Source organism: Sphingobium cyanobacteriorum (assembly GCF_030580935.1).
Taxonomy (GTDB): Bacteria; Pseudomonadota; Alphaproteobacteria; order Sphingomonadales; family Sphingomonadaceae; genus Sphingobium; species Sphingobium cyanobacteriorum.
Map to the genome: position 1 here is coordinate 90,079 of NZ_JAUQOM010000008.1, position 17,905 is coordinate 107,983.

The following is a 17,905-nucleotide window of genomic DNA, read 5'->3' on the forward strand; positions in this document are numbered from 1 at the left end:
GCGGTTCCCACTTTTCCGCACTATGCGCAAAAATAGTGGGTCGGTTCGAAATCTGACCCACTATCAGGCTGCCGTTTAAGGCCGCTTCGCCGTTATCCCTACAGACATGATCCGCACAGATTTACGGACAAAGCGCAACTGTCATGCTTTCGGCTTGAGCATCCCATGCATGTCAAGCCATCGCACGAAGGCGTCGAACCACCCGGTGCTGGTGGCGGCTTTCTGATACATGCCAAAGCCATGACCGCCCCGTTCGTACAGGTGGAATTCCACCGGCCTGCGGGCCGAGCGCCAGTCATCGATCAGCCTGAAATCCCGATTGCCGAAGAGAGGATCGTCGGCCGCGATCGCCGCGAACATGGGGGGCGCGTCCTGCGGCACCGTCATGGTGCCCAGAGGACCGTAGATGTTGCCGATGAAAGCGGGCTTCACGTCGGTCGAAAGCGTGGTTGCCATGGTCAGCATCGCGCCAGCGGAAAAGCCGATCATGCCGATGCGATCGGGATCGACATGCCATTGTGCCGCGCGGTTGCGGATCAGGCGGAAGGCCGCCGTCGAATCCGCCAGTTGGGGGGCGAGGTCATTAGCCGCATTGCTGGCGGCAGGAAGCGGCGCGCGGGCCGCGCCAGAAAACATCGCCTGCATCGATTTTTCGAAGCCCGCCATGTCGGCAGGAGTCTGGCGCAGGCGATATTTGATGACAAAGGCCGCGATGCCCTTGGCCGCCAGCGCGCGGGCAACGTCATAGCCTTCATTATCCATCGACAATGTGCGGAATCCCCCCCCTGGCGCAACGATGATCGCTGCGCCCGATGCTTTTGCCGGATCGGGGAGGAAGGGGGTCAGGGTAGCGACGGTGACGTTGCGGGCGAACTGACTGCCATATTGGCGATGCCAGCTTTCCTGCGCCGTTGCACCGGGCAAGGCGCCGGTGTCAAGGTCAATCGCATCGGGCTGAGCCGGCGTCGCGATCGGCGTCATCCTGTCATCCTGGGCCTGTGCCGGCAGGACGGACGCCGTGATGGCGATCGTCATAACATGCGCACAGACAAGCTGTTTCATCGCGGTTTTCATTATCTGGATCATCGAAACGGTCCTCTCCGGTTCAGGCTGGGCGATTGCGACTGATTATTGCAGTTCGAGCACGACGAGCGATTTGGGCGGCAGCGTGACGCTGAGTGTCCCGCCGCTGATCCGCGCATCGGCAAAGGGCACGGGCCTGACGGTGTCGGGCGCGGCGAAACTGTTATGGGCATTGATCGCGCCAGCGGTCAGAATGCGCCCGGACACGGTGGCGGGGTTGAGCCCGTCCAGCTTTATCGTAACGCTGTTGGACTGGTTGGGATCAAGATTGGACAGGCCGACATGAACCTTGCCATCCTTGCCCCGCACTGCCGATCCGCTGACGGCCGGCATCACGAACCTGTCCTTGTTATACCAGGGTGTCGTCAGGTCTATCGGCAGAACCGTCGCGTCCTGCCAGGGCTTGTACATTTCAAAGACATGATAGGTGGGCGTGAGCACCATCTTCCGGCCGTCGGTCAGGATCATGGCCTGTAGCACATTGACCATCTGGGCGATGGCGGACATGCGAACGCGGTCGGCATGACGCGCGAAGATGTCGAGGTTGACCGACGCGACCAGAGCGTCGCGCAGCGTATTTTGCTGACGCAGGAAACCGGGATTGGTGCCGGGATCTGGCGCATACCAGGTGCCCCATTCGTCAATGGCCAGAAAGACGCGCTTTTGCGGGTCATATTTGTCCATCACCTTGGCATGGCCAGTGATCAGCTCATCCATTCGCCAGGTCGCGGCCAGCGTGTCGGCCCAGCCGGTTTCGTCGAAATTGACCGGATCGGCCTTGGGCGGCCAGCCACCCTGCGGCAGGGTATAATAATGGAGCGACAGCGCATCCAATTGCTTGGCTGCGTCCCGCATCATCACTTCTGTCCAGTTATAGTCGTCGCCATTGGCGCCCGACGCAATGCGGACCAGCGTTTGACCGGCCGGCACCTTCAGGAATGTCGCATAGCGCCTGGTGACGTCTGCCGCATAGTCGGCGCGCATGTTGCCGCCGCATCCCCAAAGTTCGTTGCCGATGCCGAATGCGGGCAGCGCCCATGGCGCCTTATGGCCGTTGCGGGCGCGCTCATCTGCCAGGCTGCCTGCCGGGGCCGTGATATATTCGACCCATTCGGCCATTTCCTGCGGGCTGCCATTGCCGACATTGCCGGATATATAGGCTTCGGCGCCTACCTGCCGCAGCAGTTCGAAATATTCATGGGTGCCGACTATATTGGGTTCGGTCACGCCGCCCCAGTTGGTGTTCACCTTGACGGGACGTTTGGCTTTGGGCCCGACGCCTTCGCGCCAGTGATATTCGTCGGCGAAGCAGCCGCCGGGCCAACGGATGACGGGTACGGCCAGATTGCGGAGCGCCCCGATCACATCGTTGCGGAACCCGTTGGTGTTGGGGATCGACCTGTCATTGCCGACCCACAGCCCTCCATAGATGCCGGTGCCCAGATGCTCGGCGAACTGGGTGAATATACGCTTGTCATAGATCGGGCCGGGTTTGTCGGCATGGATGATGGCGGTCGTCGGCTTGCCGGCGGTGTCGGCATGGGCGGTCGTCATGGTCAGTGCGCTGGCGCAGACAAGCAATGCGGTCGTGGCGCGGCGCAGGGTCTTGATCATCGGTGATCCTCTCAAAACAACAGGGGACGGGCGACGCCTCATTTCGGCAGGTCGACCGACCGGGAAACAGTGTAGGTGATGGCCTGATCTGGCTGTTCGCCATCGGGCTGGCCGCTGCCGACAGTCAGGCGATAATCGCCGGGGATCAGTGCCCGCTCGCCTGCCATGGTGACAAAACTCAGGTCGCGCGGCGACAGGGTGAATGTCACCTTTCTGGTTTCGCCGGGTTTGAGCGAGACACGCTGGAAGCCCCGCAGCGCCAGGCGCGGCGCGCCGTCGAACCCTGGGGGCTTAATGTAAAGCTGCGCTACGTCATCGCCTGGGCGCGTGCCGCTGTTGGTGATCTGCGTGTGAATGCTGATCCCGTTCTCCACCGCCCCCCCGACGGGTTCAATGGTCGGCTGCGTATAGGTGAACCGGGTATAGCTCAGCCCATAGCCGAAGGGATAGACCGGCGTGCCCTTGAAATAGCGGTAGGTACGGCCGTTCATGCCATAGTCGGTGAAGGGAGGCAGATCGCTGACACTCTTGTAGAAAGTCAGCGGCAGGCGACCGCCCGGATCGCTCTTCCCAGCCAGGATATTGCCAACGGCAAGGCCCCCGGACTGGCCGGGATACCATGCCTCCAATATCGCCGATGCATTGTCCTTCGCCCAGCTCAGATCGATTGCGCTGCCATTCATGGCAATGATGATCAGCGGCTTGCCGGTCGCTTTTGCCTTTTGCAGGAAGGCGCGCTGGTCGGCGGGCAGGTCGAGTGTGGTCTTGTCGCCGCCCTCGAACCCCTCGATCTTCACCGGCATTTCCTCACCTTCCAGGTCGGAGGTCAGGCCGACGACGGCGACGATCACATCGGCGTCCTGCACGCCTGCCGCCAGGTCACGGTCGAGATTGTCGGTGACACGCTTCCAGAAGATTGCGGGCGCGGCGGCAGTGCCGCTTTGCCCCTGCAAGCGGACGGCGTAACGTTCGCCCTTGGTCATATGCACTTGCGTCAGCTTGAGCGGCTCTGCCCAGCGGGAATATTCGGCCGCTGCGACGACGGGCTTGCCGTTCAGCGATATCTCGCCCTTCACGCCGGTCAGGGCAAGACGATAGAGGCCGGTTTCGGGCGCGACGAGATAGCCGGTCCAGACGACCCTGTGGTCGTTCGCGACCTGTTTGAATTCGCCCGCGCGGGAAAGGATGCTGTCCTCGATGCGGGTCAGCACCGGCTTGGCCGCATATACGCCCTTTGCGGTGGCATTATAATATTCTGCCCTGACGCCTGGCTTGCCATCCGGCGTCCGCAATGCGGTGCCGGGCACGAGATCGCCGTCGGTTATGGATGGCGAGAAGGGGATGAGCGTGACGGCGGCACCAGGCATCGCCTGTTTCAGGCCATCGGCGACGGATACAGGCGGCGCGCTCCTTGCCGAGGAATAATTGCCGCGCAAGACGCGGGTGGCATCGGCCAGTGGGCCGGCAAGGGCGATCTTCGTGCCCGGCCTGAGCGGCAGAACCCCGTCATTCTTGAGCAGCACCATGCTCTTTGCCGCCGTGTCGAGGGCCAGCGCCTGATGCGATGCCGTGCCGATGCTGTTCACAGGCGTCATATTGGGCGTGCGCGCCGACAGGCCGGGCAGGTCGCCGTTGCGCAGGCGCGCGGAAAAGAGACGGACGAGCGCGGTGTCGATATCCCGCACGCTGATATGGCCCCTGGCCAGCGACTCCTTGTAGCGATCGCCAAGGCCGGTCTTGCCGCCCAGCGTGGCGTTATTGCATTCGCTGTCGACGCCCCGGCGCAATGCCACGGCGACGCCGGACGCCGGATCGGGCGCATATTTGTGATGGTCATAAATGTCGACCACAGCGTCGCAGTCCGACACGACATAGCCCTTGAAGCCCCAGGCGTCGCGCAGATAGTCGTTGAGCAACATGCGGCTGCCGCACGCCGGTTCGCCATCCACGCGGTTATAGGCGCACATGATCGATCCGGCCTTCCCTTCCACAATGGCGGCGCGGAAAGCGGGGAGATAGCTATCCTCCAGATCGCGCAGGCTGGCGAAGATATTGTCGGTATGGCGGCTTGGTTCGGGGCCGCTATGGACGGCGAAATGCTTGGGCGTGGCAATGACCTGCGGCAGGTCAGGATTGGCGCCCTGCATACCCTGAATGAAGGCGACGCCGATGCGTGCGGTCAGGAACGGGTCCTCGCCATATGTTTCTTGCCCCCGGCCCCAGCGTGGATCGCGAAAGAGGTTGATGTTGGGCGACCATGTATCAAGGCCGGTGCCTATGCGGCCCAGATGGCCGGTCTGACGGCCGAGCGTATGCAGCGCCTGTACTTCGGTGCTGATGGCGGATGCCACCTCTTTGACCAGCGGTGCGTCAAATGTGGCGGCAAGGCCGATCGGTTCGGGGAAATTGGTGGTCGGCACCGCGCCGATCGCGCCATGCAGCGATTCAGTCCACCAGTTATAGGCGGGAATGTTGAGGCGCGGGATCGCCGGCGCCGTGTTCAGCAACTGGTCGACCTTTTCGTCCAGCGTCAACTGGCCGACGATGGCGCGGGCTTTGGTATCGGCTTCGGTCCAGACGCTGGTTGCCTGGGCATGGACGAGCGCGGATGTCGTGAGACAGAGCATCGCGCTGACCGAGCGCAGGGCGAAAGCTTTCTTCATGTCTGTCTCCCAGGGGATGCATCTTGTTGGGCAGCGGATCGCTGGAAAATGGCGCGGGGGAGGGCACGTCCCCCGCGCCGGGCGCGCTTAGTCAGCCGCGCCACCCTTTGCACCCTTGGTGACGAAGGGGTTGATGGTGCGGATCGTGCCATCGGGATTATAGTGCAGTTCCGTCACCTTGACGTTGCGCAGGCGCGTCTGTCCCGATAATTGCGTGTCGGCATAGAAAAGCCACCATTTCCCGTTCCATTCGACAATGGAATGGTGCGTGGTCCAGCCTTCCACCGGCTCCAGGATCCGCCCCTTGTAGGTGAAGGGACCATAGGGGCTGTCGCCTATGCCATAAGCGAGATAGTGGGTGTCGCCGGTGGAATAGCTGAAATAATATTTGCCCTTATACTTGTGCATCCACGACGCTTCGAAGAAGCGACGATCATGGTCGCCGCCCAGAATCGGCTTGCCCTTGTCATCGACGATCTGGATCGAGCGTGGGGATTCAGCAAATTCCAGCATGTCCCCGGTCAGCTTCGCCACACGCGGGGCCAATGCAGGCTGGTCGTCCTGGCCAAGGTCGGTCTTGGACCCGTTGGCATCATATTGACCATTGATGTTCCGCTGGAGCTGGCCGCCCCAGATGCCGCCGAAATACATGTAGCTCGCGCCATCGTCATCGGTGAATATGGCAGGATCGATCGAAAAACTGCCCTTGATCGGTTGCGGCCGTGCCTTGAATGGACCCATGGGATCTTTCGACGTGGCAACGCCGATGCGGAAAGCCCCATCCTTGTCCTTGGCCGGAAAATAGAGGTAATAGGTGCCGTCCTTATATGCGGCATCAGGCGCCCACATCTGCTTTTCCGCCCAGGGCACATCCTTGATGTCGAGCGCGACGGGACCAACCGTGACCGGGCCACCGATCCTGTCCATCGACAAAATGCGATAGTCGCGCATTTCATAATGTGAGCCGAGATCGTCTTCAGGCGTGGGCCCATCGATGTCATGGCTGGGATAAACGTAGATCTTGCCGTTCCACACATGGGCCGACGGGTCGGCCGTGTAGATATCCTTCACCAGCGGCTGCGACAGATATTCGGATGCATCGCGCCTGCTTTCCTTCGCTGGCTGAGCATCATTGCCTGGCTGCACCTGCTGGCAGGCCGTCGCGAGCAACGCCATGGTCAGCGGCAGGGCCGTCAGTCTTTGCAATGACATGGGCATGTCCATCCTCTCTCTGTTATGCGACAATCCTCTTATGATGATATAGATAGCGCTATCATTATTGTGAAGCAACCGCCGTCTTGCACCGTTCCCAACGAAATATCTCTTCCCTAAGATAATGATAATATTTGATGCGATGGGGAATGGTAGCGCAATCTTTCAAATTCCCCTTCATCATGGCCGGCTGCCCGTTGCCGCCGGTCAGACCGGCTGCAATCCATGCGCCATAATTTTCTCGATCAGGTCGCGATGGCGGGGCAGACCGGCGCACAATTTTGCCGTCATGGCTGCATTTTCGCGCCGCGCGCGACTGGCGAGATGCTTGTCCCGCGACAGGCCCGACGCATCGACCTGGGTTTTGAAACCCATGCCATAGAGCACATATTGGTAGCTGGCCGCCGGAAAGACTTCCTCGACACGGTCGAACTCGTCCAGGAAACCGGGCGACTGGTAGCGCCAGAGCGTCAGCAGATCCCTGAGCCGATCGGGGATGCTGTCATCGCGCACATTGTCGCGCCAGAAATCGCTGTCGGTGCGTTGCGTGAGCACATAATGGAGCTTGAGGAAGTCGATGATCCGGCCCCAGCGATACTGGGTCGTCGCGTTGAAGCGCGCGGCGACGATGTCCATCACCTCGCGGCAGGGGGGCATTTGTTCGGCGATGATCTTGGCCGACAATTCGACCAGCACGATGGCCGATGCTTCGAGCGGTTCGAGGAAGCCGGCGGCCAGCCCCACCGCGACGCAATTGCCCTTCCAGAATGTTTCGCGATGGCCCGACCGGATCTTGATCCTGCGGGCGTTCAGGCCATCGGCTGCCGGGCCGATATAGGCGCGCAGCTCCCGTTCGGCCGCTTCGTCCGAAATATGGTTGCTGGAATAGACATGGCCGATGCCCCGGCGCGTCTGGATGCCGATGTCCCAGATCCAGCCAGCGCTCTGGGCCGTGGAGATGGTGTGCGATGCGATCGCGCTGTCGGGCCGTTCATAGGGCACCTGCATCGCCAGCGCCGTGTCGCAGAAGAGGACGTCGTTGCAATCCTTGAACGGCACCTGCATCGCGCCTTCGATCAGGAGCGCCTTGAAGCCGGTGCAATCGACAAACAGGTCGCCCTCGATCTCGCCCGCCTGGGTCGTGCGGATGGCGCGAATGTCGCCATTCTCGCGCATCGACACGGCCTCGACATCGGCGGGCACATGGCGCACGCCCAGTTTTTCGCAGCAATGGCGTTGCAGGAACGGCGCGAACTTGCCCGCGTCGAGATGATAGGCATAGTTGGCGAGCGCGTCATATTCGGCCGTGGCGATGGTCTTGGGCGCAAGGCCGTCGTCGCAGATGCGACCTTGCGCGCAGACGCTGTCGCAGAAACTTTCGTCGCCCTCATCCGCCAGCCAGTGCGGGGCAAGGTTCACCTGCCCGAAATTCTGGGGCAGCATCAGCGGGTGGTAATAGCCATCGTCGTGCGCGCCGGTCGTCCAGCGGGCAAAGCGCGCGCCCTGCTTGAACGATGCGTCGCATTCGCGGATGAAGTCTGTTTCCGACACGCCCATGCGCGACAATGTCGTGCGCAGCGTGGGCCAGGTGCCTTCGCCCACACCGATGATCGGGACGTTGGGGGATTCGACCAGCGTGACCGTAAAGTCGGCGCGGCCCTTGTGCCGGGCGGCGATAATGCCTGCGGTCAGCCAGCCGGCGGTCCCGCCGCCGACGATCACAATGTTGCGGACGGGTGTGACCATGGTGAATTTACCCATGAAAGGGGAGGGGATGTCAACCGACACCCCCTCCAGGGCGAGACAGGGTTAGAAGCGGTATCGCACGCCCGCCGTGAAGCGCCGGCCATAGCCATAGACGTCGAGCAGCTGGTTGCTGAAGCGACCGTGGGTGCTGTACGTCTCGTTGGTGATGTTGAGCGCTTCGCCGAACACGCTGATCTGGTCGGTCAACCGGATATTGGTGCTCAGATCGATCTGAAGCGCGGAGTTCACGAATGTCGGCTCCGCACCAAAGGCCGAATTATTCTGCGCCTGACCGAACTGGAGCAGATATTTGTCGCGCCAGTTGACGGCGGTGCGGAATTCAAAGCCATTCTTGTCGTAGAAGGCGACAAGGTTGGCCGAATTGGCCAGGCCGGTAACGGCGAACCCGCTCTGCGACAGGTTGCTGCTGTCATAGGGCTTGTTGGTCTCCACGAAGGTGGCGTTGGCGTTGAAGCCGAAACCACTGTCGCCGAACACATGCTGCCAGGCCAGTTCCACGCCCTTGACCGTCGCTTCGGGACCGTTGACGCGCGCCGATACGGTGAAGATCGCCGCCTGGCCGGTGGTCGGATCGATGACATTGTTGATCGTCTGGCGCTGCGTGCCGGCGACGATGAAGTTGGCCACGTCCTTCAGGAACAGGTTTACCGAGGCGTAGGAGTTACGCTGATAATACCATTCCAGCCCCAGGTCGAAATTGTCCGCCAGATAGGGTTTGAGGAACGGATTGTTGCCCGTCGCCGTCAAGGCGCCGACACGCTGGCCTGCCCCCACATTGAGCACCGGGCCGAGATAATCCAGCCGCGGCCGGGTCAACGTCCGCGATGCGTCGAAGCGCAGGTGCAGGCTGTCGGTCAGTTCCAGCTTCATGTCGAGTGCCGGCAGGAAGTAGGAATAGCTGCTGCTTTCCGTCACCGCCTGCGAATCGGAGAACGCTACGGTCAGCAGCGTCGGGTCGGCGGCGCTGCCGGTGATGGATGTCGGCACGCGACCAATGCCCGTCGAAATGACCTTCGTTATTTCCTCGCGCGCGCCGGCGTTGAAGTGGAACGGCATGCCAGCCACATCGGTATTAAAGTTCACGCTGACCCAGGCGGACCAGCTTTTTTCAACGATATTCTGGACGCTGCCGGGATCGAGCGCGAGATCAATCGTGCCGTTGAAGCCGGCGCAGCAGCCCGCATTATATCCCGGCGTATTCGTCGGCCCTTGCCACAGGCTCTCCAGATATTGCTGATAGGCACGCGCATCATAATCCAGCAGCACCGGGGGCAAATTGCCCTTGAAGCCAGGAATCCAGCCCTTCGTGCTGATCGTGCCCTGGATCAGGCTGGCCGGGATCGGCACGCCACTGGTGCGACCCGATGGCGCGCCATAACCGGCATAGGCCTGCCAATAATTATTGGCGAAGGTGTTGCGATTCTCCAGCGCAAATTCATCCTCCATATAGCGCGCGCCGACCTTGATGGTCAGGTCGTCCTGCTTCCAGGTCGCGCCCAGGCGGAACTGCTTGATCTCGTCGCTGTTCTTCTGCGCCATCCGCACGGTGACGTGCGAACCCAGTATCGCCTGATCGGTCCACAGCGCCTGATTGCCCTGCGGACCATAGGTGGTCAGTTCGGGGAAGTGCTTCTTGCTGTCGCCGGTGACACGCACGCCCAGCGTCGTGCCGAGCAGGCCGCCATAGCCGATATCCGCGCCTTCGCTGCTGACATTGCCGTCGGGATTCAGGCGGCTCTTGGAATAGCTGATATCGGCATCGATCTGCAGATTTTCAGTGGCATCCCATTTGATGTTCGCGCCGACCTGATTGGTTTCCAGAATATTCTTGTCGGTGCCGGCGGTGAAGTCGGTCGGCGATCCGGCCTGCAGGAAATTGACCGTGGTGCCGTTCCCGTCCAGCTCGACATTGCGCATGTCGCCCTGATTGAACCAGATGCCAAAGCCATCAATCTTGGTTTCAACCTTCTGACGCGAATAATTGTCGTCGATCGTCAGCACGACATCGTCGGACGGCTGCCACTGGAACGCGATGCGCCCGTCGATGCGCTCATCCTTGGTATAGCGCTGATCGGCACCATATTGCTGCTGATACCAGCCATTTCTGGTCTGGATTTCGTCGGCATTACGATTTTCGGTGCCTGCCGGTGATGGTCGGCAAATGGTCGCCGCGCTGCCTTTCAGTTGGCAATCGGCAAACTTGCCGCCCTGCCAGCCTGACACATAGACACGGTTCGCCTGCGTGTCGCGGCGGGTATAGACGGCATCGACCAAGATGCCCATGGTGTCGTCGGCGAAGGTCGTGCTGAACAGGCCGCCGACCGTCGGCACCACCTTGCCCGCTTCATCCTGAACGGAACCGGCGGCGGTAAAGGCCATGCGGGTGCCGGTCTTGTCGAACGGCTTGGGGTAGGAGATGTTGAGGGTCGCGCCGATCGAGCTGCTGGAGAGGGAGACTTCCGGCGTCTTGTAGACGGCGAGCTGGCCGACAAAATCCGCGCCGACCGTGGTGAAGTCGACCGAACGGCCACCCGATGCGGTGGACAGGCGGCGGCCGTCGATCAGCGTTTCGTTGAAATCGCCGCCAAAGCCGCGAACCGAAATACCCTGCGGCTCGCCGCGCGAACCCGACCGCTGGATCGATACGCCCGGCAGGCGTTGCAGGGACGCCGCGACGTTCGAGTCGGGGAATTTGCCGATATCCTCGGCCGAAATCACATCGACCACGCCCGACGATGTGCGCTTTATGTCGAGGTTGCGTTGCAGCGACCCGCGGATGCCCGTAACGACGATGTCGGTTTCGCCAGCCGGTGACGCGGCGGCGGCCTGGCCCGCATCCTGTCCAAAGGCTGGTGCCGCGATCACCATGGCCATCAGGCTGGCGGTCGTGGCAAGCATAATATGGCCGCGTGGCGCGCGGGCGTTGTTGGCACGATAATTCATGATCCTCCCCTTATTCAGACACAGTCTCGCCCGAACGCCGAAGCCCTATTGCCGCGGCGATCATTTTTTTGATCCGGGTGATTGTTTGCCCCTGCCGATTTGGCAGGCGTCACTCCTCTCACCGGCTCTTCTCTTTTTATGCTCCAAATGGTAGCGCTATCGTAACGCCTGATCAAGAGAAATTGTAGGCGTAATTGTCACCCGCCTCCAAAGGGGGCAGGGTACAGGGAAAAGAACCCGCAGGTGCGCCGGGGTAAGCAATGGGAGGGGTTATGGAATCGCTGGAACTGGTCAATCGGGACAGGCACGCAACGGTGCGGATGCGGCCCGCCGATGCAGGGGACGGGTTGTTTGTGCGTGTCGTGCTGAGTGAATTTCCGGCCGCATCGGCCGCCTGCCCGCTGCTGTTTTCCAAGCATCCCGACACCGGCGCCTTTTATGCGGGGGCGATGCTGGGGTTCAAACCGGGCGAATATCTGATGGATTCGCCCGATGGCCGTCCCGCTTTTCGCCCCCTGGAGATGGTGCGGGAAGGATTTTTCGCTTCGGGCGAAGATTTCGTCCTGGATCGCGCGCATCCCCGATTCGCCGTGCATGACGGAGATTGGCTGTTCGACGGCAATGGTGATCCGACCACGCAGTTGAAAGCGGCGCAGACGGCATTGGCGCGCTTGATGGCTGGATCGGAAGCGACCGACGCCTTCATCGCAAAGCTCCTTGCCCATCGCCTGATCGAGCCGATCGACATCTCGCTCCATTTCGATGACGGCGAGCGGCTGCGTCTGGAGGGGCTTTATACCGTCAGCCTTGATGCCCTGAACGAACTGGACGATGCTGTCGCCCTGGACCTTTTCCGGTCGGGCGACCTGCAATGTGCCTATGCCATGATCCTGTCGCTTCAGCATATTGCATTGATGGCCCGGCGCCGTAACGAGCGGCTGGCGTCCGGGGTCTGAACAGGGGCGCGCAGATGACCGACTTGTCAGAGTTGAGCGCATCCGATGTTTGCGGCGCCCATGGCCTGCGCGCCCTGGCGTTAGCCTGCAAGCCGGCAGTGATCCGGGGGCTGTGCAGCAACTGGCCATCGACCCTGGCGGGCCTGCGCGGGCCGGAGGCGGCGATGGCGTATATTGGGCAGTTCGCTGCCGGGCGGGCGGCGGAATATTTTTCCGCGCCATCGGCGCTTGGGGGGCGCTATCATTATGGCGAGGCGCTGGCCGGGTTCAATTTCACGCGGGAAACCATCCGTGTCGGTGCGGCGCTGGAACGGATCAGCGCCAATGTCCTGAAGCCCGATGAAACAGGATATCTGGGATCATTGCCGGCAGATGCCTATTTCCCCGGATTTGCCGAGGATAATCCGATCGACCTGTTCGACCGCGATGGGCGCCCGCGTCTGTGGCTGGGCAATCCGTCGACGGTGGCCTGCCATTATGACAGCTATGACAATCTGGCCTGTGTCGTGGCGGGGCGCCGCCGTTTCACGCTGTACCCGCCCGAAGCGATCGGCGACCTGTATGTCGGGCCGATCGATCATACGCTGTCCGGGCAACCCATATCCCTGGCGGCAGGTGCGCCGGACGGGGCGGGCGCCTTTCCGCGGTTCGCCGCCGCACAGGCGAAAGCCGTTGTCGCCATCCTCGAACCGGGCGATGCGCTTTATCTGCCCAAACTCTGGTGGCATCAGGTCGACGCACTCGATCCCGTCAATATCCTGGTCAATTACTGGTGGGACGGATTTTCGTCGGGACCGGATTCGCCCTATGCGTCGCTGTTGCTGGCCATGATCGCGATCGCCGAAAGGCCGGCGGCCGAACGCGCGGCATGGCGATCCTATTTCGACCATTATGTGTTTCGCCCCGATGGCCACCCGCTGGCCCATCTGCCCGAAGCGCAGCATGGGATATTGGGACCGCTGGCGCAGGGCAGTTATGGCCGGATTCGCGCCCTGGTCATGAAGATGTTGCGGCACGGATAGGCCCGCGCTTTCAGGGCCGGGGGACGGCATTGTGCGACCGGCATCGCGTTTCCGTTACAGCGAAGTGTACAGCTATACGCCAAAATGACGCCCTGCCCCCAAGGCCGATGGACAATATAAGATAGCGGTAACAAATGGATTGTGACCCCGGAAAAATCGGCTATGCCTGCGGCAATGGCCCGGCACCGCATCGGCCCATGACAAGAGAGGAGCAGGCGGCCATGTTTGCGCACAAACATTTGAAATATTTGGCAGGAGTTCTTTTGAGCGGTGTGGCGATCACGCCCCTTTCCGCATGGGCGACGCCACGGTTCGACCCGATGTTCGGCGATCATGCGGTGATCCAGCGCGATCATCCGGTAGTCGTCACCGGCCAGGCCGGTCCCGATGAAATGATTGCGATAACATTTGGGAGTGAGACACGCACGGTGCGCACCGACCGGAAGGGCCGGTTCGAGGCCGCATTCGCGCCGATCAGCGCAACCGGCCCCGTGCGGCTGGAAGCGCGCGCCGCATCGGGCAGCGTCGCCGCGCAGGATGTGGCGGTAGGGGACGTGTTCCTGTGTTCGGGCCAGTCCAACATGGAACTGGAAGTGCGCAACGCACAGGATGCGACGACGCAGATTCGCACATCGGCCGACCAGCAGCTTCGGTTGATGCTGGTGCCGCGCGCCATGGCGGACGAGCCGTTGCGGGATTTCCCGCAGGCACCATCCTGGCGCCCTGCCGCGCCGGACAGCGTGGCCGTGTTTTCCGCCACCTGTTTCTATATGGCGCGCGAATTGCGCAAGACGGCGAAGGTGCCGGTCGGCGCGATCGCGAGCAGTTGGGGTGGATCGCGGATCAGCCCATGGATGGGCGCGCGCGCGCAGGCGGCGGTCGGGCAGGGCGCGCAATCGGCACTGGTGTCGCTGCACGGGCGCGACCCCTTCGCCGCTGAACGGGCGGCCAGCGCGCAATGGGAGGCATGGTGGCGCAAGGAAAGCGGCGATGCGCCCGGCAAGGAACCGTGGCAGCCCGATAGCGGCATCGCCTGGACCCCTGTGCCGCGCATCGGCGCCTGGGAGGAATGGGGCGTGCCGGCGCTGGCGGCCTTTAACGGCATGGTCTGGTATCGGCGCGAGATTGACCTGACGCCGGCGCAGGCCAGGGCGACCGGCCAAGTGTCGCTGGGCCTGCTGGACGATGTCGGCCGGGTGTGGATCAACGGCAAGCCGGTCGGCATGAGCGCGCGCAGTTGGCAACCCAGCCGTTTCGACGTGCCGCCCGGTGTGTTGCAGCCGGGCCGCAATGTGATGATCGTCAATGTACAGGATGGTTATGCCAGTGGCGGCCTGTCCGGCCCGGCGGGGGTGATGACGCTGTCGCTGGGGCAGGCGGGGGATGTGCCGCTGGGCGACGGGTGGCGCTATGCGGTGGCGACCCGGTCGCCGCCGGGCGCGCCGCGCGTGCCGTGGAGCGACACGACCGGCACCGGGACGCTGTATAATGGCATGATCGCGCCGCTGGGGGCGATCGGCCTGAAAGGCGTTGCCTGGTATCAGGGCGAATCCGACGTTGACCTGCCCGGCTATGCCGACCGGATGCAGGCGATGATGGCCGATTGGCGTCGGCAGTTCGGGTCGCCCGACCTGCCCTTCGTCGCTGTACAACTGGCGGGCTATGGCGATCCGGCCACGACGCCGGTGGACAGTGGCTGGGCGGTGATGCGGCAGGTGCAATATCAGGCGATGGCGCGGGACGATCATGGCGGATTGGCCACCGCGATCGACCTGGGCGATCCGTTCGATATTCATCCGGGCGAGAAGCAGGAAGTCGGCCGCCGGCTGGCACGGGCGATGCGGGCGGTCGCCTATGGCGAGCCGATATCCCGCACCGGGCCGCAGGCCGCGCGGGCGACCGCCACGGCCGATGGTGGTGCGGTGATCGACTTTACCGGGCTGACCGGCGGGCTGCACACGCGCAGCGCGGCGCAGGCGATCGGCTTTGAACTGTGCGGGGCGGCGGCAGGCAGTTGCCGCTTCGTGAGCGGCAGGATCGAAGGCGGGCGCGTGATCTTGAACGGGGATGGCCAGCCAGCGGTCCGGGTACGCCATGCCTGGGCCGGGTCGCCGGTCGTCAACCTCTATGATGAGGCGCCGTTGCCGGTGGGATCGTTCGAACTGCCGATCCTGCAGATGCGCTAAAGTACGATGCGTTTAGGTTGCCCCGCTCCGTCCTTGCGCGCGCAGGACGGAGCGGGGCAATCCGTGTCAGGCGCGGTCCGCCGGGGGCTGATCGATCGGGATGTTCAGCGGGTTTCGATGCTGCGGACGCCATAGAGGACGCTCTTGCCCTTGAGCGCGGTCAGCGTGACGGTGGATTGCGCCGCCTGGGTCGGGGGCAGCGGATAGTCGGCCACCAGCCATTCGTTCCGGGCACGCCGTTCGCGTCGTTCGACCGCGACCTCCCGACCATCGACGCTGATCCGCATCATCCTGTCCGTGTCGTTGCCCCAATAGATGATCTGGAGCGTGGCGGGGCCGGGGCGGCGCTGGATGGTGAACCGCATCTGCGCGCCTTCAGGCAGGGTACGGCTTTTCCTGCCGTAAAATTCGCCGCTTGCGCCGGCGGTGGCGGCAAGGGCGTGGTCGCGTTCGGGCTGCATTTCGCCGATATGGAAAATGTCGATCGTGCGGCGGGCCAGGTCCGCGCGGGCGGCTTCGGCAGCCTGATAGGCGGTGCGTTCCCTGGCCCAGCTTTCCGGCGTGAAGGTGCGGAAATAGACGGCCGCGCGCCGGTCATAAAGCGGGTAGAAGGGCATGAGGCGATGCTGTTGCCCCAGTACGTCGGTCGTCCGGTAGCGGTGCGGCTGGTTTTGCGGGATCAGCGCGTCGCGGGGGTCGCTGCGCATCAGCAGGGCGGGGGCAGGACCGTCGAACCGGGCATCGGCGGCACCCAGATCGGCCGCCAGCGCCAGGGGGCCGCTCATATAGGCACAGGTGTCGGGCGCGCCCGGCAGCGGTTCGGCGCGCAGCGTCATGGGGATGGTGATCGCCACGCGATCGCCCGTGCGCCAGCGCCGCCCGATCCGCCAATAGCCGTCCTGCACGTCCGCGTCGACCGGCCCGCCATTGAGGGCGATGGTCGCGCCATCGGCCCAGGCCGGGCGACGGATCGCGAGAGAAACGGGACGCCGGGGCGCGCGGGTGATGGTCAGGGTGACGGCCCCGTCCTGCGGATAGGCGGTGTCGAGGTCGAGCATCATCCCGTCCGGCAGATCGAGCGTCGAGGGGATGAAGAGATTGACGAACAGCGTCGATCCGTCATGCCAGTAAATGGAATCGGCATGTTTGGCATGGCTTTCCATGCCCGATCCGACACAGCACCAGAAGCTGGCGTCGGGCGTGGAATAGTCGCGCCTGGCGCCCGCCTCCATCGGCATGAAATAGACGAACTGGCCGGTGTCGGGCCGCTGGTGCGCGAGCATATGGTTGATTTGCGTGCGTTCATAATAATCGAACCAGTCGCCGCTGGGGGACCAGCTATAAAGATGACGGGTCAGTTTGAGCATATTGTAGCTGTTGCACGCTTCGCAGGTGGCCGTGGTCAGTTGTTCACCCTGCCGGTCGGGCTGGCCGAAATGTTCACGTTCCGAATTGCCGCCGATGACATAGCTGTGGTGGTCGAGGACCGTGCGATGGAAGAAGCGCGCGGCATCGGCATCCTGCGGGTTGCCGGTCAGTTCGTGCAGCCGGGCGAGGCCGATGATCTTGGGAATCTGCGTGTTGGCGTGCAGCCCGGCCAGCCTGTCCTGCCCCCGGACCAGCGGATCGACAATGGCATGATGCCGCAATCTTTCCGCGACGGCGCGCCAGCGGGGGTCGCCTGTCAGTGCATGGAGTTCGGCATAGCTTTCCAGGATGCCGCCATGTTCGACCGACAAGATCCGTTGCACCTGATCGTCCGACAGGGCCTCCACGATCGTCGCGAAATAGGCGGCGATGCCGCGCACGATCGGCAATGCGGCCTGGCGCCCGGCCAGGCGATGCGCGTCGATCAGGCCGGCCATGATCTTGTGCAGGGCGTAAATCGGCACCCAGGCACCGTTGAGTTCCCAGGTCGTGCGGATATCGCCGCGCCGCAATTCCTCGAACACGATTTTGCCCGGCACGGCGCGGCCGTCGCGCAGGACCGTCATGCCGCCCAGATAGCCGTCGCCCCCGGCCGCCTGTATCCGCTGCATCGACGCCAGCGTGCGGTCAAGGATGGCGGTCAGTTCCGGGTCGCCGCTGTTGGCGATCATCAGCGCCATGGCGGACATCCAGTGGCCCAGCGTATGGCCCGCGATACTTTCGCTTTCCCAGCCGCCATAGATCGGGGCGGGGGCGGGCAGGCCGGCGGAGACATAGAAATTATGCAGCAGCCGTTCGGGATCGAGCGACAGGAGGTAGCGCCGGTTGGCGGCCATGGCGTCGGCATAGGGCGAGGGTTTGAGCGTGACGTTGCGGGCAGGCACCGGCGCGACCCGCCCCGGCCCGCGCCGGGGGACGGCACGCAGCAGCGCCGGCGACAGGAGCGCGAACAGACTGGCCGACGACAATATCGTCCGGCGGCTGATGACGGTGATCATGTGGATATCCTCTTGCGATCTGATGGCATCTGC

10 protein-coding genes are annotated in these 17,905 nt (G+C 63.0%); 3 read left to right on the forward strand and 7 right to left on the reverse strand.

Annotated features, from left to right (window positions below; translation table 11 throughout):
• Positions 1 to 141: 141 nt before the first annotated feature.
• The 6 genes from Q4610_RS15165 to Q4610_RS15190 all read right to left on the reverse strand — a co-directional run bounded on the left by Q4610_RS15165 (position 142) and on the right by Q4610_RS15190 (position 11,282).
• Positions 142 to 1,062 (reverse strand): alpha/beta hydrolase, encoded by a 921-nt coding sequence (locus Q4610_RS15165; RefSeq protein ID WP_425262571.1) that lies wholly within the window; start codon positions 1,060 to 1,062, stop codon positions 142 to 144.
• 66 nt (positions 1,063 to 1,128) lie between these two features.
• Entirely contained in the window at positions 1,129 to 2,697 is a 1,569-nt protein-coding gene (locus tag Q4610_RS15170) for an alpha-N-arabinofuranosidase (RefSeq protein WP_304536810.1), read from the reverse strand.
• Between the two features lie 38 nt (positions 2,698 to 2,735).
• Positions 2,736 to 5,360 carry a glycoside hydrolase family 3 C-terminal domain-containing protein gene (locus Q4610_RS15175; RefSeq protein ID WP_304536811.1) on the reverse strand — a complete coding sequence of 875 codons (2,625 nt, stop codon included), beginning with the start codon at positions 5,358 to 5,360 and terminating at the stop codon, positions 2,736 to 2,738.
• 87 nt (positions 5,361 to 5,447) lie between these two features.
• Complete coding sequence (locus tag Q4610_RS15180) at positions 5,448 to 6,578, reverse strand: glycoside hydrolase family 43 protein (protein WP_425262572.1); 1,131 nt, start codon at positions 6,576 to 6,578, stop codon at positions 5,448 to 5,450.
• 201 nt (positions 6,579 to 6,779) lie between these two features.
• Positions 6,780 to 8,318, reverse strand: coding sequence for a tryptophan halogenase family protein (locus Q4610_RS15185; protein WP_304536813.1), 1,539 nt, complete (start codon positions 8,316 to 8,318; stop codon positions 6,780 to 6,782).
• A gap of 63 nt (positions 8,319 to 8,381) precedes the next feature.
• Positions 8,382 to 11,282, reverse strand: a complete 2,901-nt coding sequence (locus tag Q4610_RS15190) for a TonB-dependent receptor (protein ID WP_304536814.1) — start codon at positions 11,280 to 11,282, stop codon at positions 8,382 to 8,384.
• A 272-nt stretch (positions 11,283 to 11,554) separates the two neighbouring features.
• On the opposite strand from Q4610_RS15190, the gene Q4610_RS15195 reads away from it, so the two are divergent.
• The 3 genes from Q4610_RS15195 to Q4610_RS15205 all read left to right on the forward strand — a co-directional run bounded on the left by Q4610_RS15195 (position 11,555) and on the right by Q4610_RS15205 (position 15,446).
• Positions 11,555 to 12,238, forward strand: coding sequence for a SapC family protein (locus Q4610_RS15195; RefSeq protein WP_304536815.1), 684 nt, complete (start codon positions 11,555 to 11,557; stop codon positions 12,236 to 12,238).
• A gap of 14 nt (positions 12,239 to 12,252) precedes the next feature.
• Positions 12,253 to 13,260, forward strand: coding sequence for a cupin-like domain-containing protein (locus tag Q4610_RS15200; protein ID WP_304536816.1), 1,008 nt, complete (start codon positions 12,253 to 12,255; stop codon positions 13,258 to 13,260).
• A gap of 272 nt (positions 13,261 to 13,532) precedes the next feature.
• The gene (locus Q4610_RS15205; protein WP_304536906.1) at positions 13,533 to 15,446 is read left to right on the forward strand and encodes a sialate O-acetylesterase; all 1,914 of its coding nucleotides are present in this window, start codon (positions 13,533 to 13,535) and stop codon (positions 15,444 to 15,446) included.
• A gap of 104 nt (positions 15,447 to 15,550) precedes the next feature.
• Here the strand turns inward: Q4610_RS15205 and Q4610_RS15210 are convergent, their stop codons facing one another.
• Complete coding sequence (locus Q4610_RS15210; protein ID WP_304536817.1) at positions 15,551 to 17,872, reverse strand: glycoside hydrolase family 127 protein; 2,322 nt, start codon at positions 17,870 to 17,872, stop codon at positions 15,551 to 15,553.
• Between the last annotated feature and the right edge of the window lie 33 nt (positions 17,873 to 17,905).

Excerpts from the sequence above, each read along its gene's own strand:
- Q4610_RS15165 (WP_425262571.1), bottom strand. The coding sequence starts at position 1,062 with ATGAAACAGCTTGTCTGTGCGCATGTTATGACGATCGCCATCACGGCG.
- Q4610_RS15190 (WP_304536814.1), bottom strand. The coding sequence starts at position 11,282 with ATGAATTATCGTGCCAACAACGCCCGCGCGCCACGCGGCCATATTATG.
- Q4610_RS15185 (WP_304536813.1), bottom strand. The coding sequence starts at position 8,318 with ATGGTCACACCCGTCCGCAACATTGTGATCGTCGGCGGCGGGACCGCC.
- Q4610_RS15200 (WP_304536816.1), top strand. The coding sequence starts at position 12,253 with ATGACCGACTTGTCAGAGTTGAGCGCATCCGATGTTTGCGGCGCCCAT.
- Q4610_RS15180 (WP_425262572.1), bottom strand. The coding sequence starts at position 6,578 with ATGCCCATGTCATTGCAAAGACTGACGGCCCTGCCGCTGACCATGGCG.
- Q4610_RS15170 (WP_304536810.1), bottom strand. The coding sequence starts at position 2,697 with ATGATCAAGACCCTGCGCCGCGCCACGACCGCATTGCTTGTCTGCGCC.
- Q4610_RS15210 (WP_304536817.1), bottom strand. The coding sequence starts at position 17,872 with ATGATCACCGTCATCAGCCGCCGGACGATATTGTCGTCGGCCAGTCTG.
- Q4610_RS15175 (WP_304536811.1), bottom strand. The coding sequence starts at position 5,360 with ATGAAGAAAGCTTTCGCCCTGCGCTCGGTCAGCGCGATGCTCTGTCTC.
- Q4610_RS15195 (WP_304536815.1), top strand. The coding sequence starts at position 11,555 with ATGGAATCGCTGGAACTGGTCAATCGGGACAGGCACGCAACGGTGCGG.